Origin of the sequence: Tistrella mobilis KA081020-065 (assembly GCF_000264455.2) — a bacterium.
GTDB classification, from domain to species: domain Bacteria; phylum Pseudomonadota; class Alphaproteobacteria; order Tistrellales; family Tistrellaceae; genus Tistrella; species Tistrella mobilis.
On record NC_017956.1, the window covers coordinates 2327980 to 2354389 of the forward strand.

A 26410-nucleotide genomic window follows, 5' to 3' on the forward strand; every position below is an offset into this window, starting at 1 on the left:
CCGTCGGCTATCTGATTAGCCGGCTTCGATGACGTTTCGGTGACGACGCGGTAAAGCATTGATGAAGGGCCGCCCCCATGGCATCACGGGGCTGCCGGAGGGCCCTGCCCCCTAGACAAATCCTTGATACACATCCGCAATTCCGGATCTATCCGGAGGGATGTCGCCCCTTGGTCTTCAGGAGATCCGCGCCGATGCCGGTACCGTACCGTGCCGCCCTTTACGTCATGCCCGGCACCTCGGACCCGCTGGGTGCCTTCGGGGCTGCCTGGCTCGGCCGCACGGCAGATGGCGGCCCCCTGGCGCCGCGCCCGGTGGTACCGGAGACCTGGTCCGCCACTGCCCTTGATACCGTGACGGCAGAGCCACGGCGCTATGGCTTTCATGCCACCCTGCGCGCGCCCTTCCGCCCGGCCGACGGCGTCGATCTGGACGCGATCGAGGCCCGGGCGGCGGAGCTTGCCGCCGCCCTGCCCCGGGTGGTGATCCCGCAAGGGCTGCAGCTCCGCCGGATCGCGCATTTCCTGGCGCTGGTACCGGCCGCGCACTCGGACGCGCTGCAGGATTTCGCCGCCCGGATCGTGGAGGGCACCAATGATCTGCGCCGGCCGCTCGATACCGAGGACCGCGCGAAACGGCTGGCCAAAAGCCGTCTCAGCCCGCGACAGATCGAGCTGCTGGACCGCTGGGGCTATCCCCATGTGCTGGAGGATTTCCGCTTCCACATGACCCTGACCGGCCGGCTACCCGAAGACGAGCCGGCGGTTGCCCGGCTGTTCGATGCCCTGGCCGGCGCCACCACGGCTTTTGCCACCCGGCCCTTCGTCATCGATGCCGTCGCGGTCGCGGTAGAGGCAGAGCCGGGCGCGCCCTTCATTTGCCACCGCCGCTTCGCGCTCCGCGGTTGATGCGGCAGACGCAGGATGGGATGCTGACACGTCAACGACAACGGCGCAAAAGCACGACATCCCCCTACCGCATCCGAAGGCAGAATTTCCATGAAGGGCAAGGTCATCGGCTTCGACAGCCGGACGGGCACGGGCGCCATCGAAGGCGAAGACGGCCTGCGCTATGAATTCTCGGGCACCGAATGGCGAAGCGTCATCCGCCCCGAAGCCGGTGTTCAGGTGGACTTCCATCCCGAGGGCCAGATGGCCCAGGCGATCTTTCCGGTGCAGGCGCCGGCCGCCGCCCGGGACGGGGACGGCTTCTCGTGGTGGGCGTTCTATTTCTCGTTCCGTGGCCGCACCACCCGCAAACCCTATTGGCTGTATCTGATCCTGCCGGTCTTCGTGATCAGCATCCTGTTGACCCTGCTCGATGTGGGCCTCGGCACCTACAATGCCGAAACCGGGGGCGGGTTGTTCAGCGGGCTGTTCTCTCTGGCGGCAATCTGGCCCAGCCTCGCGATCGGCGCCCGCCGCTGCCATGATCGCGGCCGCAGCGGCTGGTTTCAGCTGATCATGCTGATCCCGCTGATCGGCTGGATCTGGCTGCTGGTCGAAATCGGCTTCCTGCGCGGCACCGAGGGACCGAACCGGTTCGGTCCCGACCCTCTGCACACCGGCTACTGATACATGCCGGCGGCTGGCCGCCGTCAGCCGCCGATCGCGCGGATGAAGGCGGCAACGGCGTCGTCCAGCGCGCCGCCATTGTCGACCACAACCACATCAGGTCCTGCGGGCATCTCCGCCCGGGCCCGGGCCAGGCGGCGCCGGATGTCCTCCGGCGTCTCGCGGCCGCGGGCGGCCAGCCGTTCGGCCAGCACCGCATCGGGGGCATCGACCACCACGATCCTGACCGGCGCCGCCCGCCGCCGGGCATCGTCCAGCACGGCACGCGACACATTGGCGACCACCGTCAGCCCGTTGCGCCGCGCCGCCGCAACCGTCGCCGGGATGCCGTAGCAAAGGCCGTGGGCCTGCCAGTGCAGCAGGAAGTCGCCGACCGTCGCCCGGGCTTCGAAACCGGCAACAGTTTCGGGCTCGTGATCCTCGCCCCCGGCATCGGCCGGCCGGGTGATCACCCGCCGGGCGAAGACATGACGGCCGCTCGGGGCCAGTTCGGCCCGCGCGCGCGCCATCAGCGTGTCCTTGCCCGCGCCCGACGGCCCCACCACCAGACAGAGCAGGCCCCCGGTCTCACCTTCGGCCGCAGCCATGATCAGAGCACCTGCCGGCCGCGCCGCCACACGGCCCGGATCAGCGGCACATGGCCGTCGACCACGGCGAAGCGCACCAGATCGGCCTGCGCGCCGGCCGCGATCCGGCCGCGATCCTTGAGCCCGACCGCACGCGCCGGAATGTCGGTGACGGTGCGAATGGCGGCCGCCAGCCCCACGCCCTCCACATCCGCCAGCATCATGGCCGCATGCAGCAGGCTCGCCGGCACGTAATCCGACGACAGCACGTCGAGCAGCCCGGCTTCGGCAAGAGCCCGGGCCGAGACATTGCCGGAATGCGAGCCGCCCCGCACCAGATTGGGCGCCCCCATCAGCACCGCCATGCCGGCGGCCTTCGATGCGCGCGCGGCCTCGATCGTGGTCGGGAACTCGGCCACCGAGCAGCCATCGGCCTCGGCTTCGGTTACATGCTCGGCCGTGGCGTCGTCATGGGAAGCCAGTGCATAGCCGCGCGCCTGCGCCTGTGCCACCACATAGGCGCGGTTGGCCGGGGCGTGTTCCGCCTGCATGCGCTTCTGGTTGACGATCATCTCCCCGATCTCGTCGGCGCTGACGCCATGCTTGCCCATATAATATTCGCGGTATTTCGCCTCGTCGACGAACTGCCGCTGGCCGGGGGTGTGGTCCATGATCGACAGCATGCCGGTCAGCGGATGGTCGATCAGCGGCTCGACCAGCGCCTGCATCCGTTCATGAGCGATCTCGCAGCGCAGATGCAGAAGATGGTCGACGCGCAGCAGGTCGCGGGTCTTGGCATCGGCCACTGCATCGATCATGTCGGCCAGATCGCGCGCCCGGTTGCCCTGCTTCAGATCGCCGATGGTCACGGCGTCGAAGACCGTGGTGATGCCGGCCGCGGCCAGTTCTGCATCATGCGCCCGCACGGCCGGCAACGCCGGCCAGCGCACCCCTGGCCGCGGCGCGAAATGCCGCTCCAGATTGTCGGTGTGCAGCTCCACCAGCCCGGGGATCAGATGATCGCCCTCAAGGTCGATCGCACCCGGCACCCGAGAGATCCCCTCGGCCAGTTCGACGATGCGGCCGTCCGCGACCACCACGGTCGCCCGCGCCAGCACGGTGTCGGGCGTCACCACCCGGGCATTGGTCAGGATGGTCTGGGCGGTCATGCGGCGGCTCCGGCGGGAGTGAGGGGCAGAAGGCGGGTCGCCAGGCGATCACGCACCGCCCGGTCGTGGAAGATGGCGACGATCGCGGCACCATTGCTGCGGGCGGCTTCGATCAGTCCGCAGGCGGCATCGACATTGCCGGCGTCGAGCGAGGCGGTGGGTTCGTCCAGCAGCAGCACCGGATGACCGGCGGCCAGGCCGCGGGCGATGTTCACCCGCTGCTGCTCGCCGCCCGAAAAGGTCGCGGGCGGCAGCGACCACAGCCGCTCGGGCAGGTTCAGCGCGACCAGCAGTTCCGCTGCGCGCGTCTCGGCTTCGGCCGCCCCTCCCCCGCGCCGGCGCAGTGGCTCGGCGACGATCCTGAGCGTTGCGACACGCGGGATCACCCGCAGGAACTGGCTGACATAGCCCATGGTCCGGCGGCGGACATCCAGCACCTCGCGCGGCTCCGCCGTGCACATGTCGACCACCTCGTCGCCATGGCGGACCAGAACCCGGCCCTGATCGGCCAGATAATTGGCGTAGAGGGTTTTGAGCAGGGTGCTCTTGCCGGTCCCGGAAGGGCCGTCCAGCACCACGCATTCGCCGGGCGCCACTTCCAGATCGACCCGGTCGAGCACCGGCAGCCGCACGCCGCCCTGGGTGTGAAGCACGAAGGTCTTGGAGATGCCTTCGGCCTTGAGCCGCCAGCCGTCCGCGACCGGCATCGCCGTTCCGGCGAGATCTTGCGTCATCGGGGTCACCATCGGATCAGACCTGGAGCACGGAAGAGACGAGCAGCTGGGTATAGGGGTGCTGCGGGTCGTCGAGGATCTGGTCGGTCAGCCCCTGTTCCACCACCCGGCCGCGGCGCATCACCATCAGCCGGTCGGCGAGCAGGCGGGCGACCGCCAGGTCGTGGGTGACGATCAGCACCGACAGGCCCAGATCCTCGTTCAGTTCGCGGATCAGGTCGAGCAGCCGCGCCTGCACCGAAACGTCGAGCCCGCCGGTCGGCTCGTCCATGAACACCAGCCTGGGACCGATCACCAGATTGCGGGCGATCTGCAGGCGCTGCTGCATGCCTCCGGAAAAGGTGCGCGGCAGATCGTCGATCCGCCCGCCATCGATTTCCACCCGCCCCAGCCAGTCGAGCGCCCGGTCGCGGATCCGGCCGTAATGCCGGGCGCCCGTCGCCATCAGCGGCTCGCCGACATTGGCGCCAGCGGAAACATCCAGCCGCAGCCCGTCGCGCGGATTCTGGTGGACGATGCCCCATTCCTCGCGGGCCAGCCGGCGGCGCTCGGCCTCGCCCATGGTCACCACGTCATGGGTGGTGCCGGCGCGGTCGGTATAGAGCGCCTGACCGCCATCGGCTTCGATCCGGCCCGACAGCATGCCGAGCAGCGTGGTCTTGCCCGATCCGCTCTCGCCCACGATGCCCAGCACCTCTCCCGGCCACATCCGGAACGAGACGTCGGTGCAGGCGATGGCGGTGCCGTAGCGCTTCTCCAGCCCCTCCACCGCCAGCAACGGCCGGGCGGGGGACAGGGTCTCGGCGGCCTTTGCGATCGCGTTCATCGCGCGCCCTCCTCGCCCGGATGGAACGGGGCATCCATGCCCGGCCCCTCATGGCCGGCCTCGCGCCGGCTGGTGCAGTGATCGGTGTCGGAACAGACGAAGATCCGCCCGCCCCGGTCGTCGACGATCACCTCGTCCAGATAGCTGTCGGTGGCACCGCACAGCGCGCAGGGCCGGTCCCAGCCTTCCACGTCGAAGGGGTGGTCCTCGAAATCCAGGCTGCGCACGGTGGTATGGGGTGGGATCGCGTAGATCCGCTTCTCGCGCCCGGCGCCGAACAGCTGCAGGAAGGGCGCATCATCCAGCTTCGGGTTGTCGAATTTGGGGATGGGCGAGGGCCGCGCCAGATGGCGGCCGGCCACCATCACCGGATAGTCATAGGTGGTGGCGATGCGGCCGTGGCGGGCGATGTCTTCGTAGAGCTTCACATGCATCGCGCCATATTCGGCCAGCGCGTGCATGCGCCGGGTCTCGGTCTCGCGCGGCTCCAGCCAGCGCAGCGGCTCGGGGATCGGCACCTGATAGACCAGGATCTGGTCTTCGGTCAGCCGGGCTTCGGGCACGCGGTGGCGGGTCTGGATGATCGTCGCCTCACGCGTCCGCTCGGTGGTGGCAACCCCGGCGGTGCGGGCGAAGAAGCGGCGGATCGACACCGCATTGGTGGTGTCGTCCGCGCCCTGGTCGATGACCTTGAGCACGTCGTCCCGGCCCAGCACGGCGGCGGTCACCTGGATGCCGCCGGTGCCCCAGCCATAGGGCAACGGCATTTCGCGGCTGGCGAAGGGCACCTGATAGCCGGGGATGGCGACGCCTTTCAGGATCGCCCGGCGGATCATCCGCTTGGTCTGCTCGTCCAGATAGGCGAAGTTGTAGCCGTCGGCGCTGCTGCCATCGGCGTCAGCGGCAAGAACGGTGGTCGTCGCGGGGGAGGTCATTCTGCCGCATCCCTGTTCTGGTCGTCGGCGTCCTGGTCGTCAGCGTCCTGTTGGCCACCGTGCCGCTCGCCATGCGCGCGGCGCAGGCGACGGACCATGTCGAGTTCCGACTGGAAGTCGACATAATGCGGCAGCTTCAGATGCTGCACGAAGCCCGAGGCTTCGACATTGTCGGCGTGGTAGAGCACGAATTCCGGGTCCTGGGCCGGGCCCATCACCGCTTCGCCCAGCTCGCCCGCGCGCATCGCCCGGTCGACCAGCGCCATGGCCATGGCCTTGCGTTCAACCTGACCGAAGCCCAGACCATAGCCGCGGGTGAATTGCGGCGGCGCCGCAGCCGTGCCGCGGAACTGGTTGATCATCTGGCATTCGGTCAGTTCGATCTCGCCGATCTCGACCGCGAAACCCAGCTCTTCGGGCACCATCTCGACGGCGACTTTGCCGATGCGGATCTCGCCCGCGAAGGGGTGGCTGTTGGCATAGCCGCGCTGGGTCGAATAGCCGAGCGCCAGCAGAAAACCCTCGTCGCCGCGGGCCAGGCTCTGCAGCCGCAGCGCCCGGTCGGCGGGGAAATCCAGCGGCTCGCGGGTGAGGTCGGGGACCGTCTCTTCGTCCTCGTCCACGGCGGGCAGCTCGCGCTCGATCAGCCCTTCATGGTTCAGCAGATCGGTGACCCGCGGCATGGCGTCGTCCAGCGGCTCTGCCAGCGGCAGAACCGGTTCGGGCGCCGTCTCGCCGTCCAGCAGGCCGAAATCCAGCAGGCGATGGGTATAGTCGAAGGTCGAGCCCAGCACCTGGCCGCCCGGCAGATCCTTGAAGGTGGCCGAGATGCGCCGGGCGATCGCCATGCGCGCGGTATCGACCGGCTCCGTCGCGCCGAAGCGCGGCAGGGTGGTGCGATAGGCCCTGAGCAGGAAGATCGCTTCGACCAGGTCGCCCTGGGCCTGTTTGATGGCGAGCCCGGCGAGTTCGGGATCATAGACCGAGCCTTCGGTCATCACCCGGTCGACCGCCCGGCCCAGCTGGCTGGTGATCTGGTCGACGCCAAGCTCCGCCACCTGCGGATCGCCGCGGCGGTCTTCCGCCAGCAGCCGGTGGGCATTGGCGATCGCCGCCTCACCGCCCTTGACCGCAACATACATCGGATCAGCCCTCCGGGGTGATGCGGGTGGTGCGCGGCAGGGCCGCCAGCCGGTCGCCCGCCGTCAGCACAATGTCGAGCCCGCGGGGATAGAGCGGCGCCAGCGCCGCGCGGGCCTCAACGAAGCCGGCTGGCAGCCCGGTGACCGCCAGATGTGCCGCTCCATCGATGCCGGGTCCTTCCAGCCGCCAGCCTGCCGCCGGCCCGGCCGACAGCGTCTCGACCTCGATCACCAGCGTGGTGGACCGGTCGGGATAGGCATCGGTGCCGAGGGCGAAACGATCGGGCGCCGGCATCGCCTCGGGATCGCCGATCACCGCAAAGGCCGCCTTGTCGGGGGCGACCGCCAGCGGCGCGCCGGTGTGAAAGCGCAGATAGGGCAGCGCCGGGGCCGAGACCCGGTCCAGCCAGACGGGGGTGTCGTGATCGGCCAGCGCCAGCAGCACGGCGGCTGCGGCGCGCGACAGCGGCCGGTCCAGCCCCGGGACCGCCGTCACCCTGGCGATACGGCCGGGGCGGGCCATGGCGTCCAGCACGGCGCGAAAGGTGGTCTGGGCATCGCCGACCGGGTCGGGGAAGCCGGGGGCAAGGCTGGCGAGCGGGGCCACCGCCGGCATGTCAAGGGTCAGGCTCATCCGTGTCACTCCCCGCGGACCATGGTGAAGAACTCCACCCGGCTCGCCGCCGCCTTGCGCGACGCCAGGGCCCGGGCCGCGGCCTGTTCGGCCGCCAGCGGCTCGACCAGGTCGCGCATCAGCCGGGGGCCGTGGGAGCCGGTCTGGAGCAGCGCGTCCAGAACCGCCACCAGTTCGGCCTTCGCCCGGTCGCGTCCGGCGACATAGCCGACCCCGGCCTCGCCGTCCTTCAGCCGCACCACGGCGCGCGAGACGGTCATCTCGCCCAGATTGAACCGGGCCCCTGCCCCGCCCGCTCGGCCGCGGACCATGGCCAGACCGGTTTCCGGGCGGCGCAGGGCCACCGCCCCCGCCAGCACACCGGCCCGGCCGCCGGGCAGATCATCCAGCGCCGCCTGCAACCGGCCGCGATCGGCACGGGCCAGCACCGCCAGCCAGCGCCTGCGCGCCGCCTGGTCCGCCGTGCCACCGGCCGTTTCCGCCGTGCCGCCGGCCATCTCCGCCGTCATCGTCATCGGACTTGTTCCTTCCGTACCCGCGTCGAAGCGGATGTCGACAACTTGGTATATTTGTATAGACATCCGTATCTCTCATGGGCATGATGCCTCCATCCCCGCCCGAGGGCAAGACCGGGAGGGTGACGTTTGCATGACGATGCGGTACCGCAGCAGGACCAGAAGGGGGATCGGATGGCCATTGACCGGGAACCGGGGGTGACGCTCTGGCGGCAGATCGAACGGGTGCTCGCGGACGAGATTCAGCGCGGCATCATGACGCCGGGCGCCCAGCTCGCCACCGAACACCAGCTGGCGGAACGCTTCGGGGCCAACCGTCACACCGTCCGCCGGGCGATCCGCGAATTGAAGACCCGCGGGCTGATCCGCGTGGAACAGGGCCGCGGCACCTTCGTGCATGAAAACGTGATGGACTATGCCCTGGGCCCGCGCACACGCTTCAGCGCCAATCTGAAAGCGCAGGAGCGCCGGCCGGCCGGCATGCTGCTGGAGGCAGCCGCCGTCGCCGCCACCGGCCGCGTCGCCGAGGGGCTGGGCGTCGCGGAAGGCGCGCCGCTGATCTATCTCACCACCCTCTCTTTCGCCGACAACGTGCCGGTCAGCCTGGGGCGGCATTACCTGGATTTCGACCGCTTCCGCGGCATCGACGAGGTGTTCCGCGAAACCCCCTCCATGACCCTCGCCCTCACCCGCTTCGACATCCACGACTACACCCGCGGCCGCACCCGCATCACCGCGCGCATGCCCTCTGCCGAAGAGGCCGGGCTGCTGCGCCAGCCGCCCAACCGGCCGGTGCTCAAGACGGAATACATCGACGTCGATGTAAATGGCCGGCCGGTGCAGTACGGCATCACCCTCTTTGCCGGCGATCGGGTGCAGATCGTCACCGACCCGCGCAACCCGGATGCAACCGACAGAACCGATGCATCGACATCAATGTAAATCGCCGGCGCCCGCGCCGACCATGGCGTGACGCCAGAGAATTTTCACCGCCAGCTCAGCGACTTACGGCAGATCCCTGCAGCGAATTTCGGTCCACGGGTTGGTTTCGGCGCGCCGATCCCCTATATTTCCGTCGAACCCGCCACAACGACCATGATCAGGACCCCTCGCTTGGTGACGATCAGCCGACGCGCGGCCCTCGGCATTCTTGCCGGCGCCGCAGCTGCCACGGGTATCGCAGGAAACGCCCTGGCCCAGACCAATCCGGCCCCCGCAGGGGCACCGGACCCCGAGAACACCCTGGTCATGACCCTTGCGTCAGGCAAGGTTCTGATCCGCCTGCGCCCGGACATCGCGCCGGGCCATGTGGCGCGGATCAAGGAACTCACCCGGCAGGGTTTCTATGACGGCGTGGTCTTCCACCGCGTCATCCCCGGCTTCATGGCGCAGACCGGCGACCCCACCGGCACCGGGCGTGGCGGCTCGGGCAAGAAGCTGAAGGCGGAGCTGTCGAACACGCCCTTCCGACGCGGCACCGTGGGCATGGCCCGCAGCAGCGATCTGGACAGCGGCGACAGCCAGTTCTTCATCTGCTACGACCGTGCCGGCCATCTCGACGGCAGCTATACCGTCTGGGGTGAGGTGATCGAAGGCATGGATCTCGTCGACCGCATCGCGCCCGGCGAACCGCCGCGGCGCCCGGACCGCATCGAGAAGATGCAGGTCCTGGCCGACGCAGCCCCGAAGTAATCCCACAGCCGCGGCGGCCCGAAAGGCCGCCGCGGACCGTTCCATCTGTCCGTTTATCAACTCGAAGTTGATAGGTGATGCAGCAGACTTTCCGGATCAACATGCAAGGAGGATCTCCCATGAACAGCGGCCGTCCCGATACCAGTCTCTGGGGCCCCGGCAAGGCCATGTTCGATGATGTGTACAACCTCTCGGATCCGGCAGCGTACTGGCAGCGCCTGGCACCTCTCGATTACCAGACCCCCGAGATCGCCGCAGGCTTCTACCGCTCGCTGCTCGGCAGCCTGGCGGTGGCACGCGGCCGCGGGTCGCTGAAGTTGATCGATCTGTGCAGCGGCTACGGCGCGCTGCCGATGATGCTGAACCACGATCTGCAGCCCGGCACGCTGCACCGGCTCTATACCGATCCCAAGCGCGCGGCTCAGCCCGATGATGCCGGCCGCATCGCCTATGACCGCAACATGCTCCAACGCCGCAAGGCGGCCGCCCAGCACCGCATCGCCGGTGTCGACGTGGCCGAGAATGCGCTGCGCTATTCCCGCACCGTCGGCCTGATCGAACGGGCCTTCGTCGAGGATCTGGAGAACGACGCGCCGAGCGCCGAGCTGGCCCGCTGGGCGGCCGATACCGACGTGATCGTCGAGGCCGGCGGCATGGGCTATGTCGGCGAGGCGACCATCTCCAAGCTGATCTCGGCGGCCGAGGACGGCCGCAAGCCCTGGGTGCTGTCGATGCCGGTGCGCACCGTGGATACGCACGGCCTTGAAGAGATGCTGGCCGATCACGGCTATGCGGTGGAGCACAGCTCCAAGACGTTCCGCCACCGCCGCTTCCACGACCAGAGCGAGCAGACCGCCGCGCTCGACCGCCTGGCCGATTTCGGCATCGACACCGGCGGTGCCGAAATCGACGGCTTCTACCGCGCCCGCCTGCTGGTCGCCCGCCCGACCGCGGAAGCCGCAGCCTGGCCCATCCAGGCCCTGCTGCCGGCAGCCTGACCAGTAGAATACGGCCTGGCTTTTGGCCGGTCAGACCGACGACGGGTGATCGCTTCGGCGGTCACCCGTTTTTTATTTTGAGCGGCGACATACAACTATGTGGAGAGCGCTTCAAGCTTGGCTGAGATGGCGCAACATGACCCGGTGCAGGCGGGTTGGCCTTCCCCTCCCCCGGCCCGCCCGGCCCTGGAGTGCCGCACGGATTTGATCTGGCATCTTGTTAGCTAGTGGGACCAGCATCAAATCCGATGTTTCAGGCTTCAGCGACAACTCCGTAACGCCTTCCTCGGCGAGTCGGTCGTTGAGGCGAGAGAGAAGGGCGCGCGCGCATTCCGCGTTCATTCCCTGAAGTGTATCTTGAACAGCTTTTGGCGAATTAACTCCCAGGTCATTCAAAAGATCAAAAAGTTGCCCTGAATTCTCCGCAAATTTCGGCATGGCGTCACCCCAGAAATCTCGCATGCGACTTACAAAATCATGGACATCCATGAACGGCCGCTCAGGATCGACAGAGTTGGACGCCGGATTGATTGCTGTAAGACGTCTCTCATGCGCAGCCATGAGAGCGGAAATAACATGATCTCCTCGACGCACAAGTCTCCCCAGGTCACTGAGATGGTAGGCCTCATCAGGTGAAGGTCCAGCATCGTCCGACTTGTAGCCAATGTCATGCTCAACTTCATTCCAGACATGAGCTATCATCGTACATATCTGAATTTCGCAACTAATATCACCGACATTATCGTAAATTCCAATCAATTGATCTTGGCGCAATGCAGCCTGAACGTGAGTGGCTCGATAATAATTTTCATTTAAATCAGTCTTCTTATCCTTACGATCAATCTCGATTGTTTGCTGTCCGGCCGGGCCACAAAACAATTCTTCCATTTTTTGAACAATTTGATTACAATCTTTTTCTTGATAAGCAGATACACGAACTCCAGCAAGATCACTAATCGATGCGAATATCTCGTCTATAGACGTATAATTGCGGTCCTCGCGAGACGCGAAGCGGCGAAGTTTACCCTCAAATGATTTTTCCGTCTTGATACGAAAAGTTACGTGAGCACGAATCGCATTCTGCTCGCACACATCCTCTCTGCAGATTTCCGCCACACGATCAGCAAGTTTGACGTAGCGATCACGTTCACGACGATAGCGGGCAACCGCCTCAGTAATAAGTTCATCAGAGAATGGCATGACCGACAGCGCCCCCAGGATATCCGCTCAGCAGGCTTTCGACGCCCTGCTGCGATAGCCAAATACAACAAAGTTGTGACCTATTAACATACTTAACCGAAATTCGGGCTCGGACGCAAGCAATCAGGCGTTGATGGCTGTCCGCACAGCACTTACGAACTGATCCGGTTCACATCGGATTGGGTGGCGCTCCGTTGCAAATCCTTTCCGCATTGCGGAAACAGCACAGGAGCGGCCTGCTGCGGTCCGGCTCCCGTTTGCCCATATGCTCGAATCTGATATGATTGAGCATACAGGAGGTGCGATCATGCCGAATGTCCATCTGACGGAACCGATGCGGGACTATGTCGACGGCCTGATCAGGTCGGGGGCCTATGCCAATCTCAGTGAAGTTGTACGCGCAGGGATCCGCCTGCTGATGGAGAAGGACGGCGCCCGGCAGTTTTATGCGTTGAAAGCCGAGCTTGAGACCGCCGCTGCCGCGGCGGAGGGTGGGGCTTTCATCGAATTCGACCCGCGAGGGTTCGAGCCTGATGCCTTCAAGAGCTGATCTTCTGAATGTCGATCAAGCTCTCTGATCTCGCCCTGCGGGATCTGGACGAAATCCGGCAGTACACCATCCGGCAGTGGGGCAGAGAGCAGTGGCTGCGCTATTATCGCGGCCTGGTGTCCGTCTTCGAGCAGATTGAACACGCGCCCGAGGCCGGACGGCCACGAGATCTTTTCCTGCCGGGCATGCGATCGGTCGGCTTCGGCCGGCACATTATATTTTATGCACCGATCCGCTCCGCGGGCGGCCGCACAGTCATACTGCGCATTCTGCATCAGAAGCGCCATCTGCCGGCGTTGATCTATTATGAGGACATCGAGTGAAGGCGTTGCCTTCCTTCACGGTCCGCCCGCGTCCGAGCCGGGCGTTATCGAACCGCTGCGTCGCTCATGCCATCGACGGCCCACCTCACCGCCGCCGCCTTTTTCACCCCTCCGGCTTTTTCGCTCGCATCGGCGGATGATCGGGCTAGGATGGGGCGCGTCAGCGGTGAACCCGGTTGCGGGCGGTGCCGTGTGGCTTTTTGACGATCCTGCATCCACATCCTTCCGACCACCCGTTACGGAGCCCTCCGCTCATGACCGACACCGCGCTCGACCCCGAGAACACGCTGGTGATGACCCTGGACCACGGGACGGTGGTGATCCGCCTGCGTCCCGACCTCGCGCCCGGCCATGTCGCCCGCATGAAGGAACTTGCGCGCGAAGGCTTCTATGACGGCATCGTCTTCCATCGCGTGATCGAGGGCTTCATGGCCCAGACCGGCGACCCCACCGGCACCGGCCGGGGCGGTTCGGGCAAGAAGCTCAAGGCCGAGTTCACCAAGACCGCGTTCGAGCGCGGCGTGATCGGTGCGGCCCGCACCCCCGATCCGGACAGCGCCGACAGCCAGTTCTTCATCTGCTTCGCCCCGGCCCGCTTCCTCGACGGCCAGTACACCGTCTGGGGTGAGGTGGTCGAGGGCATGGAGGCGATCGACAAGATCGCCCGCGGCGAGCCGCCGCGGAAGCCGGATGCGATCAAGAGCCTGAAGGTCAAGGCCGACATCCAGGGCTGACACGCAACCTTGGATACGCCAGACACCACGTCCGGGGGCGGCAACACCCCGGACATCACGACCGGTTCGAAGGCCGCGACGCGCGACCCGGCCGAAGTCCTGCACGAGGTCTTCGGCTACAAGGCGTTCCGCGGCCTTCAGGCCGAGATCGTGGACCACGTCACCCGGGGCGGTGACGCCCTGGTGCTGATGCCGACCGGCGGCGGCAAGTCGCTCTGCTACCAGATCCCGGCGCTCTGCCGGCCGGGGGTCGGGCATCGTGGTCTCGCCGCTGATCGCGCTGATGCAGGATCAGGTGGAGGCGCTGCGGCAGCTGGGCGTGCGCGCCGCCGCACTCAACTCCACCATCCCCTTCCGCGAGGCGATGGCGATCGAGCAGGCGATGCGCCGGGGCGAGATCGACCTGGTCTATGTCGCGCCCGAACGCCTGCTGACCGAACCCTTCCTGCGTCTGCTCGACGAGATCGAGATCGCGCTGTTCGCGATCGACGAGGCGCATTGCGTCTCGCAATGGGGCCACGACTTCCGGCCGGAATACCGCCGGCTGACGGTGCTGCACGAACAGTGGCGTCATGTCCCCCGGGTGGCGCTGACCGCCACCGCCGACGCCCCCACCCGCGCCGACATCCAGACCCATCTGGACCTTGGCCAGGGCCGGGTGTTCCTGTCGAGCTTCGACCGCCCCAACATCCGCTACCGCGTGGCCCCCAAAGAGACGCCGCGCCAGCAGATCAAGGATTTCCTGGATCGCCACCAGGGCGAGGCCGGCATCATCTACTGCATGTCGCGGGCCAAGGTGGAAGAGACCGCAACCTGGCTGACATCCGAGGGCATCGACGCCCTGCCCTATCATGCCGGGCTCGACAAGGATGCCCGCGCCCGCAACCAGGACCGGTTCCTGAAGGAAGACGGGCTGGTGATGGTGGCGACCATCGCCTTCGGCATGGGCATCGACAAGCCGGATGTGCGCTTCGTCATCCATCTCGACCTGCCGAAATCGCTGGAAGCCTATTACCAGGAAACCGGCCGCGCCGGCCGCGACGGCCTGGCCTCGGAAGTGCTGATGCTCTACGGCACGCCCGACATCGCCCGGATCTATCAGCTGATCGAGGCGTCGGAAGCGGCCGACACCCAGAAGCGAGTGGAGCGGCGCAAGGTCGATGCCCTGGTCGGCTTCTGCGAGACCACGCGCTGCCGCCGCCAGGTGCTGCTGGACTATTTCGACGAACACGGCACGCAGCCTTGCGGCAATTGCGACACCTGCCTTGAGCCCGCCCGCACCTTCGATGGCACGGTCATCGCGCAGAAGGCGCTGTCGGCGGTGTATCGCACCGGCCAGCTGTTCGGCGCCGCCCATGTCATCGACGTGCTGACCGGTACCGTCACCGACAAGGTCCGCCAGTTCGGCCACGACAAGCTCAGTGTCTTCGGCATCGGCAGCGAGCTGGACAAGCGCGGCTGGAAGGCGGTGTTCCGCCAGCTGGTCGCCCATCGCCTGCTGGTGGTCGACACCGCCGGCCATGGCGGGCTCAGGCTGGGCGACAACGAGACCTGCCGGCCGCTGCTGCGCGGCGAAACCAGCCTGACGCTGCGCGAAGATCCGGCGCCGCGCCGCCGCGGCCGGGGCCCCGCCCGCGACCGCAGCCGGCCCGAACGCCCGAGCCTGGCGGGCGAGGACGAGACCATGTTCCAGGCGCTGCGCCGCCTGCGCCTGGCGCTCGCCCGCGCCCAGGGCGTGCCGCCCTATGTGATCTTCCACGACGCGACCCTGGTCGAGATGGCCCGCAACCGGCCGCTGGACGAGCGCGCACTGGCCGAAATCCCGGGTGTCGCCTCCACCAAGCTCAGCCGCTATGGCGACGCCTTCCTGGCGGTGCTGCAGGGCGAGGATCCGGAGGCGGTCGCCGACGGGTTCTGACCCTCCAGGGCCAATCGGGCGATGACGTCCAGTTTCATATGGTGAAATCTCGGGCCGGCACCGGCCGGCCGAAGAACCAGCCCTGCCCCAGCGCATCGGGATGTTCCACCGCCAGATGGCAGGCCTGGGCCTCGGTCTCGATACCCTCGACGATCACCTCGGCCCCCAGAAGGCCCGCAAGCGCGAAGATCTGCGGCACGATCGAGGCGCTGATCGCGCCGGTGCCGATCGCCCGGGTAAACAGCCGGTCGATCTTGATCGCATCTACCGGCAGTTCGCCCAGATGGGCCAGGCTGGAATAGCCGGTACCGAAATCGTCAATATGAATGCGATAGCCGCGGTGGCGATACCGGGCCACCGCCGGCGCCAGCTGCTGATATTCGGCGGTCGACCGCTCGGTGATCTCCAGGGCGATCCGCTCGGGCGCGATGCCGAGCCGGCGGGTTTCCGTCTCCAGAAGATCGAAGATGTCCGGATCGAGCAGATCCATGGTGGTGACGTTGAGTGCCAGGCGGAAATCGCCCGGCCCGGTCAGATGCGGCGCCATTTCGTCCAGCGCGCGGATCAGGACATAACGGGCAAGTTCGCCACTCAACCCCGTCCGTTCGGCAACCGGTACGAAAAGGTCGGGCGGGATCTCGCCGCCATCGGGCCGGTCCCAGCGGATCAGACCTTCCGCCCCCACGACCACCCCGTCGCGGACCCGCACCACCGGCTGATAGACCAGTCGCAGACGACCGGCAGCCAGCGCCCGGCGAAGATCGTGTTCGATCGACCCGCCCGGCCGGCGCCACTGGGTCATGGCCAGGGCCGAGGCGGCGCCGGCCAGCGCCCCCAGCAGGCCCACGCCTGCGACCACCGGCATCGGCTGGCCCAGCATGCCCCGATCACCCGAGGCAACGGCGATGCAGATATCGAACCGTCGCGAGCAGGCGGCGGGATAGACGCGGCCCTCCAGCAAGACCCCACCCGCCGTCGGGCGCACGTTCAGGCTGCGGGTCGGCGTGCCGTCGCCGGTGCGGAAAACCCGGCCGGTGCTGCGCGCATAGCTGAAAACCAGCCGGCCTTCGTTGCGCATGAAATCGTAGGCGGCGTCCGAGATGAACACGATCGTCCGGCCGAGGCTCACCATGTCGGTGGTGATGCGCCGGGCCGCCGGATTGCGGGAGGCGGTCCAGACCCGCGCGCCGCTCGGTGCTTCGTAATCCGGCGGATCCAGCGGGGTCGGCAGGTCCAGCTGCCCCCAGGCGGCCGTGCACAGGATCCGGTCCCCGTCCAGCCGGCCGACATCGCGGATGAAGCGCGAAACGAAGATCCGCTCGCGCAGCAGGGCCAGATCCAGCTCGGAACAGGTGGCCGCCATATCCGTGTTGGCGGCCACAAGCATCCGCGCCGCCTCGTCGGCGATCTCGTCCGATCGGGCCACCATCTCGGTCAGATGTGTCTCAAGCGTCGCATCCGACATTCGCCGGGCGACGAATTCTCCACCAGCGAGCGCAAGCGCCGCTCCCGCCAGGGCCGCGGCGAACAGGAGCGGCATCAACCAGCTGCGGCGAACCCCCGTCCGATCGATCCATCCATAAAGACCCCGCGACAGCAGTGACACCTTAAACCCCTCGCCCCCGGATCGAGCACCGTTGCATCCTGCAACCCGGTTGCTCGCGATTGGGAGTGTATAGGTATTGATGCCGGAACGTACAGAGGCAGGCAATAGAATTTATGGAGAATTTTCTTAAAAACCAATCGAAATCCATTGTTCATCCGCGCCGTGCAAGGCGAACACCTGTAATGACCACAGCTGCACCCCAAAGACGGGCGAGCGTCAGTTCTTCCCCCAGCAGCAGAACCGCAACCGCAACCGCGATCACCGGGGTCAGATAGGTGAAGACCATCGCCCGGGCGACACCCAGCCGGGCGATCCCTTCGTACCACCAGACGAAGGCAAGGGCAGAGGCGAAGACGACGCTGAACCCCCAGGCGGCCCAGTCGGCGGCCCCGAGCGCCGCCCAGGGCTGATCGGCCAGCCCCGGCAGCGCCAGCAGACAGAGCGCCAGGGCGCCGAACAGCATGGTCCAGGCCGTCACCGCCAGGGCGCCCAGCCGCGCCAGCAGGTGGCGCGACAGCGCAGAATACAGCGCCCAGGCCGCCGCGGCGCCCAGCATCACCAGATCGCCGGCCAGATCACCGGTCTCGAGATGGAGTCCCGTCAGGCTGTTGTTGACCACCAGCGCCACACCGGCGAAGGCCACCAGAATGCCCGCCCAGGCCCGCGGCCCCGCCTTCTGGCCGGTCAGATGGCCGAAGATCGCCCCGAAGATCGGCGCGGCCGACATCACGATCGCAGCACTCGACGCGCTGGTCATGTGCAGGCCGGTGGCCCAGAAGCCCTGAAACGCGGTGATGCCCACCAGCCCCAGCCCGATCAGCGGCAGAATGTCGCGCCGCTGGAGATGCAGACGCACGCCGCGCAGCCGCAGCAGGATCAGCAGCAGCACCGCGCCCGTAATATAACGCGTCGCCGAGAAGGCGAGCGGGGACATCTGATCCAGCACCGATTTCGCGATCGGAAAATTGACCCCCCAGATCGCCGCGACCGTCAGAACCTGCAGGACCCCACTCTGATACGGCCCGCGCGTATCGCTGCCCGGCGTGCCGCTGGCTCCTGCCCGCATCGCCCCTTTGCCTTCCATGGGTCTCTCCTCCCGATCCTGTTGGCCGCCTGCTTGTTGGTCGCCTGCATGGCCATCATCCGCCGCCGCGAGGGGTGATCCTGGGCCGCGCCCGACCGGAGCGTCAAGCAAACGTATGATCGGTGGATCGTATGATCGGTGGATCGGCCCGGATCCGGCCCGCGGCTGGTGGATGTCTCTTCAAGGTCACAGCCGGCGGGGTTTTGACACGCCCAGGGCACGGTCTGCCGGGGCATGATCAATCCCGATGGTGAGCGGTCGATATGCCTCGCCCGGCAATCGACCCTGACCGCGACGCCCAACCAGGCCGAGTGGACGCACGCTCTCCAGCAAGCCTCAACCCTGTCGCCTCTCGCGGCGGCCGCATTGCGCGGCCGCCGTTTTTTTTGGGGGAAATGACGGGGCGGCGATGGTTGCGGCACAGCCACAACCCGTGGCATTCCGGGCGCGGGCTCACCAGCAGACTTTGCAGGACCCCCGGTCTGCGCCTATATCGCTTGGGTCAGCTTTCGTGCCGCAATGCGGCACCCGTGTTCCGGCGGTTTCCGGGACGATGAGGGGCAGGAACGACCGCATGACCGACCGCGCGCCCGACCGCCGGGTCAGGGACCATGTCGACGACCCGGTGGGTGACACTGCGCAGGTGACGGATGCCCGGCACCGCCCGCAGACCCATGCCGAGCGCGAGGCGCGCTCTCCCGCGAAGACCCGACCGATCACACTGGCGCTGCAGGGTGGCGGCTCGCATGGCGCCTATACCTGGGGCGTGCTCGACCGGCTGCTGGAAGACGACCGTTTCGGCGTCGAAGCCGTCAGCGGCACCAGCGCCGGCGCGCTGAACGGGGCGGCCCTGGTCGCAGGCTTTGCGACCGGCGGCCGCCAGGGCGCCCGCGACGCGCTGAACCGGTTGTGGGAAGCAGTGATGGAGGCCGGACGCTACAGCCCGCTCCGCCGCACCCTGCTCGACCGGCTGATGGGCGGCTGGAACATGGATATGAGCCCGGCGCGGATGCTGTTCGATCTGACCAGCCGGGTGCTGTCGCCCTACCAGCTGAACCCGCTCAACATCAACCCGTTGCGCGATGTGGTCTCGGAGGCGATCGACCTTGATGCCGTGCGCAAATGCGGGGCGATGAAGCTGTTCGTGTCCGCCACCAATGTCCGCACCGGCAAGATCAAGGTGTTCGAGAACGAGGCTATCACCGCCGAAGCCCTGCTCGCCTCCGCCTGCCTGCCCTATGTCTTCCAGGCGGTCGAAATGGACGGCGATGCCTATTGGGACGGCGGCTATATGGGCAATCCCGCGATCTTTCCGCTGATCTACGGCGCCCGCAGCGCCGATGTGGTGATCGTGCAGGTGACCCCGATCAATCGCGACGAGATCCCGAAGACCGCGACCGAGATCTGGGAACGCGTCAACGAGATCAGCTTCAATTCGTCGCTGATGCGGGAAATGCGTGCGATCGGCTTCGTCGCCCGCCTGCTCGACGAGAACCGCCTGGATCCGCAGCGCTACAAGCGCATGCGGGTTCACTGGATCGACGGCGAACAGGAGATGGTGCCGCTCGGCAGTTTCTCTAAAATGAACGCCGATCGGGATTTCATCCTGCATCTTCGCGACATCGGCCGCGCCTCTGCCGACACGTGGCTGACCGCCAATGCCGATCTGGTCGGCAAGCGGTCGAGCATCGACCTTGTGGAGAAATTCCTGTGACCACGGTCCCTGCCGCTCTCCGACATCTGACCACCGCCGCCCTGATCGCCGCCGCGGTGGGCGCCGCCCTGCCCGCCCAGGCGCAGGGCGTTGCCGCAGGCGCCACAGGGGCCGCCGCGCAAAAGGCGGCTGCGGCCAAACCCGTACCCCAGGGACCGCGCGGCATCATCGGCCGGATCGAGACGCTGACCGCGAAGCATGAAGACACGCTGGTCGATCTGGCCCGCACGCTGGGCATCGGCTATGTCGAACTGCTGGCGGCCAATCCGGGCGTCGAGCCCTGGCTGCCGGGCGAAGGCACGAAGATCACCGTGCCCGCCGCCCATCTGCTGCCCGACGTGCCACGCGAAGGCATCGTGGTCAATATGGGCGACCTCCGGCTCTATTACTTCCCGAAGAGCGGCGGAGCGCCGCTCAGCTTCCCGATCGGCATCGGGCGCGAAGGCTTCGCCACGCCCTATGGCGTGACCCGGGTCACCATGAAGCGCGACGGGCCGACCTGGACACCGACGCCCTCGATGCGCGCCCGCAACCCCAACCTGCCCGCCTTCGTCGGCCCCGGCCCGAACAATCCGCTGGGCACGCATGCGATGAATCTGGGCTGGCAGAACTATGTGATCCACGGCACCAACCGCCCCTATGGCGTGGGCCGCCGGGTCAGCCAGGGCTGCGTGCGGCTTTATCCGGAAGACATCATCAAGCTGTTCGGCATGACCGAAAGCGGCACCAAGGTGACGGTGATCGACCAGCCGGCCAAGGTGCAGGTGATCGACGGTCAGTTGTATCTGGAGGTCCACCCCACCCAGCTGCAGGTCGACCAGATCGAGGAAGTCGGCCGCTTCACCCCCGAAGCCATGCCCGAGGTGGAGCCCAAGGTGGCAGCCGCCGCGACCAAGGCCGGTATCAAGGTCGACTGGGAAGCGGTGACCCGCGCCGTGATCGAGCGCACCGGCCTGCCGGTGAAGGTGAGCCTGGGCGGCGGCACCATCCCCGAACTGGCGGCGCTGCCGATCAACCCCACGCGCACCCCGGTGGAAAAGACCCTGCCCGGCCAGCAGTCGGTGCCGGCGGAAGACGGCGGGCCGGCGCGGATGACACCGGTTTCGGCGACCGCAGCCCCCCAGGCGGCGGCGGACAGCCTGCCGAAACCCGCGGTCGATCCGCGCAAGGATCCGCTGACCGCCCATACCTTCCCGGCCGAGCTGAAGCCTGCCCAGCCGATCGCCCGGCCGGCGGAGCCCGCCAATGTGGTGACGCTGAGCGTCTCACCGGCCGCCCGCGCCGCCGCCGAAGCCCGGGCGGTGCAGCCGGTGGCGACGCCTGCCCCTGCGGCCCTTCCGACGGCCACCGCCGCCATCCCGCCCGTCACCGCCAATGCCGCACCGATCAACCAGCCGGCGCCGCCGGCAGCCGTGGACACGCGCATCCCGCGCGGCGCCCCGGTGCAGTTGATCCAGCCGGTCGCGGACTGACGCGCCGCGCTCCGATTGCAGCTTTGCAACGCTGACCGGATCAGCACAGAGAAACGAGAAGGGCCGGCGGAGATGCTCCGCCGGCCCTTCTTTTCGTCGACGTCCGGTGATGCCCGGCTCCGGTGGACGTCCTCCGCCGCAGCGGAAACCGAAGCCAAGCGAAACCCCCGGCAGGCCAGGCCCGACCGGGGGTTTCCGTCGCGCCGGTCACCCGGCGCGAGCGATCACTTGCGCTGGCCGGCGCTGAAGGCGCGCTCGGCGCGCTCGGCGGCCCGCTCGGCACGGTCGGCCGAAGCGGCAGCGGCCTGGGCGCTGCGGGCGCTCTCGGCGGCCGAAGCGCGCGAGGCGTCGGCGCTCTGCTTCGCCGAGGTGGCGGCAGCCTTCGCCTCGTTGAGGAGCATACGATCCTCGTCCGAGAGGTTCGCGCAGCCGGCGACCGCGATCAGGGCGGTGGCGCCGAAGAGGGGCAGCGCAACGCGCTTGATACGGTTCATGGTCATGGCACATCTCCAGTTGTCTGGGCAGCATGTGGCGCACCCACATGCGTACCGAGGCGACCGTAGCACAACACCCGTCACGTTTCACCGGTCTGCGGAGGGCGGACCGCACGGCGCCGCATCGCATCGGGCCTCTGTTGCACAAAAACAACAGGACTGCGGCATCTGTAGCAAATGTCCGTTTATACTGTGGACGTATGGTGTCTGAGACCACACCCTCATATGCCGCTGATCAGTCTGCCGCTGCTCATGATCACAGCGCTGCCCGCCAGGCGCACCGCGGAAATCCCGGTGTGATCCAGGTCGAGTTCCAGATCCAGCCGGCTGGGGCGGCCCATCGCTTCTCCCTGAAGAATGGTCCAGGCGACCGTCCGTGGCACCAGCACCGGCTCTATCCCCGCCAGCCAGGCCGCCAGGGCCATCGCGGCCGAACCGGTTGCCGGATCCTCGCCGATGCCGGCTGCCGCCCCGAACATCCGCGACCGCACCTGCCGCGCCGCCCGGTCCACAACCATCGGATACACCAGACGCGATGGCGCGCCTTCCGGCAGCAGCCGGGCCGCCACGGCAGCATCCGGCCGGCAGCGGTCCAGATCGGCATCCTGCGCCAGCGGCACGAACAGGAAGGGCATGCCGGCGGACGCGACCAGCGCCCCATCGGCAATCGCACGCTCCGGCAGCGACAGAAGTGCAGCCAGATCCGCACGTGCCGGGGCATCGGCCACCGGCTCGGGCCGGCGCGGTGCCCCCATCACCGCCCGCGGCAGTCTGCCCGCGCCATCGGCCAGGATGTCGACCGGCACCGGGCCCGCCGCTTCCTCGATCACCACCCGGACAGGGCTGCCGTCGCAGGCGGGGCTGATCCGCCCCAGATGGGCCAGCGCCAGCACGCCGCCGATCGTCGGGTGGCCCGCGAAGGGCAGCTCGATCTCAGGCGTGAAGATCCGGAAGCGCAGATCGCAATCCGGCCGGGTCGGCGGCAGGACGAAGGTCGTCTCCGACAGGTTGAATTCGCGCGCAATCCGCTGCATCGCTCCCTCGTCCAGCCCGTCCGCATCGGGCAGCACCGCCAGCGGATTGCCGCCGAAGGGCTGATCGGTGAAGACGTCGGCCGTCAGAAAGGCGCGCCCCGGGACGTCGGCAGCGGACATGGGCTTCTCCCCTTATGGTGGATGGCGAGGCAGGACGAACGCGCCGATCTTGCACCGGCCGCGCGATCCGCGCCACCCCGTCCCGTCAGCAGGGGAATCGGGTGAAAGTTTTTAAACTGCGATGAGGCTTGCGAGGAAGTCGTCGTCCCAGGCGGCGACCTTGCGTCGGAGGCGTAGGGAGTCCTTTCCCGGTGCTTGTCGCAGCAGGTTATGTGCCATGTGCTTCAGGGTTGTGAAGTTGGCTGGGGCGTTTTGGGTACGCACCCGGCATTCGTCATCACGGAAGACCATATCCATGACCCAGTGGAGACTATTCTCGATGGCCCAATGACTTCTGATGATCGGCCCGACGAGAGCGGCGATGAGCGCCAATGATGTGATGTAGAGCCGGGTTTCGCTGTCGATTTTGTCGCCGATCCGTCGCGTGCTTTCCACGACGACGATGCTTTTGAGGCCGGGCCAGTCATGTCGCGCCCGGAGCCAGGCGACATCATGGATGACGGTGGTCTTGCGGGTTTCGATCCGGCCATGATCGCCGTCGACGGTCTCGTGCTGGCTGATGGTCGTATCCTGGAAGCCCTTGGCCTGCTGTTCGGCGACGAACAGGGCGACGTCCTCGCGCAGCGATCCTTGATTGCCTTTGAGGGCCAACACGTAATCGGCCTTCTTGTCGGTGATCCTGGCCGCAATGTCGCGCTGGCATCCCATGGCGTCGATGGTCACGATGGCCCCTTCGATCGCCAGCAGGTCCAATAGCTTGGGAATGGCCACGATCTCGTTCGACTTCTCGTCCACCTTGACCTGACCCAGCACCAGACGCTGCCGGGCGGCGAAGGCCGAGACCATGTGGATGGGCGCCTTCGCGTCCTTCTTCCCGCCCGAACGCCGCACGGTCTTGCCATCAATGGCGATCACGCCCTCAGGCGTCCCGGTAACCGACGCCACCCACGACACGAAGCACCGCTGAAAGCTCTCCGCGTCCAGCGACGCGAAGATGTCACCCAGCGTGTCGTGCGGCGGCGTGCCATCCGCGAATGGCCGGAAGCGCCGCAGCAGATCGAGCTTCTTTTGGCCAAAGCGCGCGATGTCCGTGAAGGTCTCCGCTCCCGCCAGCACCGCCAGAAGGCTCAGGAGCAGCACCTCATCAAGCGGATACACAATCTTGCCAGCTTGCCGCCCGTCCGGAAGCTCCTCAAAATGCTCAAGAAACCCAATCGCTTCGCCCAAGGCCCCACACGGTTCCATCCATCCCTCCCAAGCCAGCAACGTCGACAACGAGAGATTCAGACTTTTTCCGTCCTGTCACGCACTGTTTCACCCGATTGCCCTGGTCCCGTCAGCTTCCGCGCTGGCCGCGCCACCGGGAGCGTGGTTTACTCGACGGCCGCCCGAAAATGCGGGTGACGGGATGAATGGTCCGCCATACGGACCCGGTGTGATTGGACGGATGACGATGACGACGATGACCGCGCGCGTGTCCTGGCTGGACGGCATGATGTTCGTGGGCGAAAGCGGCTCGGGACATACGGTGGTGATGGACGGGGCCGCCCAGCATGGCGGCCGCGATCACGGCATCCGGCCGATGGAGATGCTGCTGCTCGGCATGGGCGGCTGCAGCGCCTTCGATGTCGTCCAGATCCTGAAGAAGGGTCGCCAGCCGATCCAGGGCTGCCGGCTGGAGATCGAAGGCGACCGCGCCGAGACCGACCCCAAGGTCTATACGAAGATCACCGTGCGCTATGTGGTCTATGGCGACGGACTGGACCCGGCCAAGGTCGACCGGGCGATCAAGCTGTCGGCCGAGAAATACTGCTCGGCCTCGATCATGATGGGCAAGACCGCCGACATCGAGCACGTCTTCGAGATACGGCCGGCAGCGGCAGCCCGCGATGCCGAGGTCTGACACACCGCCTGAACTGCGTGCAGCGACCGTCGGCAGCCCGGCGGACGGCAGGCCGGGTCGCGACGCGCCGCTCTGGATCCTGGTGGTCATCACCGCGATCGGGCCGGTGGCGCTCAACCTGTTCGTGCCGTCGATGCCGGCGGCGCAGCGCGGGCTGGGCCTCAGCGATGCCGCGATCCAGCTGACCCTCACCCTTTATCTGGTGGCGCTGGCCGGGGCCCAGCTGATCTATGGCCCGGTTTCCGACCGCTTCGGCCGCAAGCCGCCGCTGATCTTCGGCATGCTGTGCCTGGCGCTGGGCAGTGTCGTCGCGGGTTTTGCCGAAGATGCCGTGCAGCTGGTCAGCGGCCGGGTGCTGCAGGCGATCGGCGGCTGTTCCGGCCTGGTGCTGGGCCGGGCGATGATCCGCGACCGCCATGATCCGTCCGAGGCGGCGTCGCGGATCGCCACCGTCACGCTCGCCATGATGCTGGCGCCGATGCTGACCCCCGCGGTCGGCGGCTATGCCGATCAATGGCTGGGCTGGCGGGCCGGGTTCTGGGTCATCACCTCGATCGCCGCCGCGATCTTCGTGGCGGTGACCCTGCGCCTGCCCGAAACCCATCACGACCGCCGGCCGATGCCGGGCCTGGCGCCCATGCTGCGCGCCTATCGCGGCCTGCTGGCCGATCGCGGCTTCCTGGGCCATGCCGGCGCCGCCGGTTTCGGCACCGCCGCCTTCTTCGCCTTCGTCGCCGGCGCGCCCTATGTGATCATCGAACTGATGGGCCGCACCCCGGCGGAATTCGGGCTCTGGTATATCGTCGCCTCGGGCGGCTACATGATCGGCAACATCATCACCGCGCGCCTCGCCTCGCGCGTCGGGCCGATGCGCATGCTGGCCGCGGGCGCGATTGCGGCGGTTGCCGGCTACGGCTCGCTGATCCTGGCGGCCGGCCTGCTGCCGATGGCGCCGATGACCATCTTCCTGCCGATGACCGGCATCGCGCTCGCCAACGGCATCATCCTGCCCAATGCCACCGCCCGCGCCCTGGTGGCGGGCGGCACCGGCAATGTCGGTGCGGCGGCCGGGCTGGCCGGGTTTCTTCAGATGGGCGGCGGCGCCGTCGCCTCTCAGGTGATCGGCTGGACCCGCGCCGACGATGCCTGGCCGCTGGTCTTCGTGCTGGTCGGCTGCGGGGTCGGCACGCTTCTCTGCACCCGGATCGCCTGGGGCGCAGAGCGCCGCCCCGGATAGGTCCCGCCCCGCACAAAAACCCGATCCACATAAAAAAAGGGACCGCACCGAGCCAGAAGGTGCGGTCCCCGAAGTGTCGGCCGCGCCGGTGGTCCGGTAGACCGGCGGCGACCGGAGACGTGGGTCACGAGAGACAAGATGCCGTCTGGCGCGGGTGCCGGCTTTGACCTGTATCAAGAACCCGGGACATTCCTGAAAAATTCCGGTCATCCCGCCCCGGGCCGGTCACCGCCGGG

At 67.3% G+C, this 26410-nt stretch carries 26 protein-coding genes and 1 pseudogene; 13 read left to right on the forward strand and 14 right to left on the reverse strand.

The window, feature by feature from the left end; genetic code table 11:
* The first annotated feature begins 194 nt into the window (after positions 1-194).
* On the forward strand, positions 195-908 hold the full coding sequence (locus TMO_RS10530) for a DUF1045 domain-containing protein (protein WP_014745609.1): 714 nt from the start codon (positions 195-197) through the stop codon (positions 906-908).
* Between the two features lie 90 nt (positions 909-998).
* Positions 999-1574 (forward strand): DUF805 domain-containing protein, encoded by a 576-nt coding sequence (locus tag TMO_RS29395; RefSeq protein WP_014745610.1) that lies wholly within the window; start codon positions 999-1001, stop codon positions 1572-1574.
* 23 nt (positions 1575-1597) lie between these two features.
* On the opposite strand, the gene phnN is transcribed toward TMO_RS29395, so the two are convergent.
* The 8 genes from phnN to phnG are packed head-to-tail and all read right to left on the reverse strand — an operon-like array spanning position 1598 to position 8095.
* A complete protein-coding gene (gene phnN / locus TMO_RS10540) occupies positions 1598-2161 on the reverse strand; it encodes a phosphonate metabolism protein/1,5-bisphosphokinase (PRPP-forming) PhnN (protein WP_041606001.1) in 564 nt (187 codons plus the stop codon).
* A 2-nt stretch (positions 2162-2163) separates the two neighbouring features.
* Positions 2164-3309 carry an alpha-D-ribose 1-methylphosphonate 5-triphosphate diphosphatase gene (locus TMO_RS10545; RefSeq protein WP_014745612.1) on the reverse strand — a complete coding sequence of 382 codons (1146 nt, stop codon included), beginning with the start codon at positions 3307-3309 and terminating at the stop codon, positions 2164-2166.
* Positions 3306-4043, reverse strand: a complete 738-nt coding sequence (gene phnL / locus TMO_RS10550) for a phosphonate C-P lyase system protein PhnL (RefSeq protein WP_041606003.1) — start codon at positions 4041-4043, stop codon at positions 3306-3308. The genes TMO_RS10545 and phnL overlap by 4 nt, the downstream gene beginning before the upstream one ends.
* A 16-nt stretch (positions 4044-4059) precedes the next feature.
* Positions 4060-4869, reverse strand: coding sequence for a phosphonate C-P lyase system protein PhnK (gene phnK, locus TMO_RS10555; RefSeq protein WP_014745614.1), 810 nt, complete (start codon positions 4867-4869; stop codon positions 4060-4062).
* Positions 4866-5804, reverse strand: a complete 939-nt coding sequence (locus TMO_RS10560) for an alpha-D-ribose 1-methylphosphonate 5-phosphate C-P-lyase PhnJ (RefSeq protein ID WP_014745615.1) — start codon at positions 5802-5804, stop codon at positions 4866-4868. The genes phnK and TMO_RS10560 overlap by 4 nt, the downstream gene beginning before the upstream one ends.
* Positions 5801-6946, reverse strand: a complete 1146-nt coding sequence (locus tag TMO_RS10565) for a carbon-phosphorus lyase complex subunit PhnI (RefSeq protein ID WP_014745616.1) — start codon at positions 6944-6946, stop codon at positions 5801-5803. The genes TMO_RS10560 and TMO_RS10565 overlap by 4 nt, the downstream gene beginning before the upstream one ends.
* A 4-nt stretch (positions 6947-6950) precedes the next feature.
* Complete coding sequence (gene phnH / locus TMO_RS10570) at positions 6951-7580, reverse strand: phosphonate C-P lyase system protein PhnH (protein ID WP_014745617.1); 630 nt, start codon at positions 7578-7580, stop codon at positions 6951-6953.
* Between the two features lie 5 nt (positions 7581-7585).
* Positions 7586-8095 carry a phosphonate C-P lyase system protein PhnG gene (gene phnG, locus TMO_RS10575; protein WP_014745618.1) on the reverse strand — a complete coding sequence of 170 codons (510 nt, stop codon included), beginning with the start codon at positions 8093-8095 and terminating at the stop codon, positions 7586-7588.
* A gap of 174 nt (positions 8096-8269) precedes the next feature.
* On the opposite strand from phnG, the gene phnF reads away from it, so the two are divergent.
* The 3 genes from phnF (at position 8270) to TMO_RS29400 (ending at position 10785) form a co-directional block, all read left to right on the forward strand.
* A complete protein-coding gene (gene phnF, locus TMO_RS10580; protein ID WP_145978111.1) occupies positions 8270-9037 on the forward strand; it encodes a phosphonate metabolism transcriptional regulator PhnF in 768 nt (255 codons plus the stop codon).
* Between the two features lie 174 nt (positions 9038-9211).
* Positions 9212-9787 carry a peptidylprolyl isomerase gene (locus TMO_RS10585; protein WP_014745620.1) on the forward strand — a complete coding sequence of 192 codons (576 nt, stop codon included), beginning with the start codon at positions 9212-9214 and terminating at the stop codon, positions 9785-9787.
* 119 nt (positions 9788-9906) lie between these two features.
* Entirely contained in the window at positions 9907-10785 is an 879-nt protein-coding gene (locus tag TMO_RS29400; RefSeq protein ID WP_014745621.1) for a hypothetical protein, read from the forward strand.
* Positions 10786-10896: 111 nt separating this feature from the next.
* Here the strand turns inward: TMO_RS29400 and TMO_RS30380 are convergent, their stop codons facing one another.
* Positions 10897-11985 (reverse strand): GTP pyrophosphokinase family protein, encoded by a 1089-nt coding sequence (locus TMO_RS30380; protein ID WP_081598868.1) that lies wholly within the window; start codon positions 11983-11985, stop codon positions 10897-10899.
* 265 nt (positions 11986-12250) lie between these two features.
* On the opposite strand from TMO_RS30380, the gene TMO_RS10600 reads away from it, so the two are divergent.
* From TMO_RS10600 to recQ, 4 genes and pseudogenes are all read left to right on the forward strand, one after another.
* On the forward strand, positions 12251-12535 hold the full coding sequence (locus TMO_RS10600) for a type II toxin-antitoxin system ParD family antitoxin (protein WP_228382217.1): 285 nt from the start codon (positions 12251-12253) through the stop codon (positions 12533-12535).
* An 8-nt stretch (positions 12536-12543) separates the two neighbouring features.
* Positions 12544-12858 carry a type II toxin-antitoxin system RelE/ParE family toxin gene (locus TMO_RS10605; protein ID WP_014745623.1) on the forward strand — a complete coding sequence of 105 codons (315 nt, stop codon included), beginning with the start codon at positions 12544-12546 and terminating at the stop codon, positions 12856-12858.
* Between the two features lie 254 nt (positions 12859-13112).
* Positions 13113-13592 carry a peptidylprolyl isomerase gene (locus TMO_RS10610; RefSeq protein WP_014745624.1) on the forward strand — a complete coding sequence of 160 codons (480 nt, stop codon included), beginning with the start codon at positions 13113-13115 and terminating at the stop codon, positions 13590-13592.
* A gap of 54 nt (positions 13593-13646) precedes the next feature.
* Positions 13647-15510, forward strand: a pseudogene (gene recQ / locus TMO_RS10615) (DNA helicase RecQ).
* A gap of 34 nt (positions 15511-15544) precedes the next feature.
* On the opposite strand, the gene TMO_RS10620 reads toward recQ, so the two are convergent.
* Positions 15545-17050: an EAL domain-containing protein gene (locus TMO_RS10620; protein WP_014745626.1), complete on the reverse strand. Its 1506-nt coding sequence runs from the start codon at positions 17048-17050 to the stop codon at positions 15545-15547.
* Between the two features lie 217 nt (positions 17051-17267).
* Complete coding sequence (locus TMO_RS10625; RefSeq protein ID WP_014745627.1) at positions 17268-18200, reverse strand: DMT family transporter; 933 nt, start codon at positions 18198-18200, stop codon at positions 17268-17270.
* Positions 18201-18774: 574 nt separating this feature from the next.
* Between TMO_RS10625 and TMO_RS10630 the strand changes: the two genes are divergently transcribed.
* Both TMO_RS10630 and TMO_RS10635 read left to right on the forward strand, forming a co-directional pair.
* Positions 18775-19914, forward strand: a complete 1140-nt coding sequence (locus TMO_RS10630; RefSeq protein WP_014745628.1) for a patatin-like phospholipase family protein — start codon at positions 18775-18777, stop codon at positions 19912-19914.
* Complete coding sequence (locus TMO_RS10635) at positions 19911-21386, forward strand: L,D-transpeptidase family protein (RefSeq protein WP_014745629.1); 1476 nt, start codon at positions 19911-19913, stop codon at positions 21384-21386. The genes TMO_RS10630 and TMO_RS10635 overlap by 4 nt, the downstream gene beginning before the upstream one ends.
* A 224-nt stretch (positions 21387-21610) precedes the next feature.
* Here the strand turns inward: TMO_RS10635 and TMO_RS10640 are convergent, their stop codons facing one another.
* From TMO_RS10640 to TMO_RS10650, 3 genes are all read right to left on the reverse strand, one after another.
* Positions 21611-21886, reverse strand: a complete 276-nt coding sequence (locus TMO_RS10640; protein WP_014745630.1) for a hypothetical protein — start codon at positions 21884-21886, stop codon at positions 21611-21613.
* Positions 21887-22101: 215 nt separating this feature from the next.
* Positions 22102-23034, reverse strand: a complete 933-nt coding sequence (locus TMO_RS10645; protein ID WP_014745631.1) for a PhzF family phenazine biosynthesis protein — start codon at positions 23032-23034, stop codon at positions 22102-22104.
* Positions 23035-23145: 111 nt separating this feature from the next.
* Positions 23146-24261 carry an ISAs1 family transposase gene (locus tag TMO_RS10650; RefSeq protein ID WP_014744391.1) on the reverse strand — a complete coding sequence of 372 codons (1116 nt, stop codon included), beginning with the start codon at positions 24259-24261 and terminating at the stop codon, positions 23146-23148.
* A 235-nt stretch (positions 24262-24496) separates the two neighbouring features.
* On the opposite strand from TMO_RS10650, the gene TMO_RS10655 reads away from it, so the two are divergent.
* Both TMO_RS10655 and TMO_RS10660 read left to right on the forward strand, forming a co-directional pair.
* Positions 24497-24937, forward strand: coding sequence for an OsmC family protein (locus TMO_RS10655; RefSeq protein ID WP_041606012.1), 441 nt, complete (start codon positions 24497-24499; stop codon positions 24935-24937).
* On the forward strand, positions 24924-26174 hold the full coding sequence (locus TMO_RS10660; RefSeq protein WP_051045365.1) for a multidrug effflux MFS transporter: 1251 nt from the start codon (positions 24924-24926) through the stop codon (positions 26172-26174). The genes TMO_RS10655 and TMO_RS10660 overlap by 14 nt, the downstream gene beginning before the upstream one ends.
* The last annotated feature ends 236 nt before the right edge of the window (positions 26175-26410 follow it).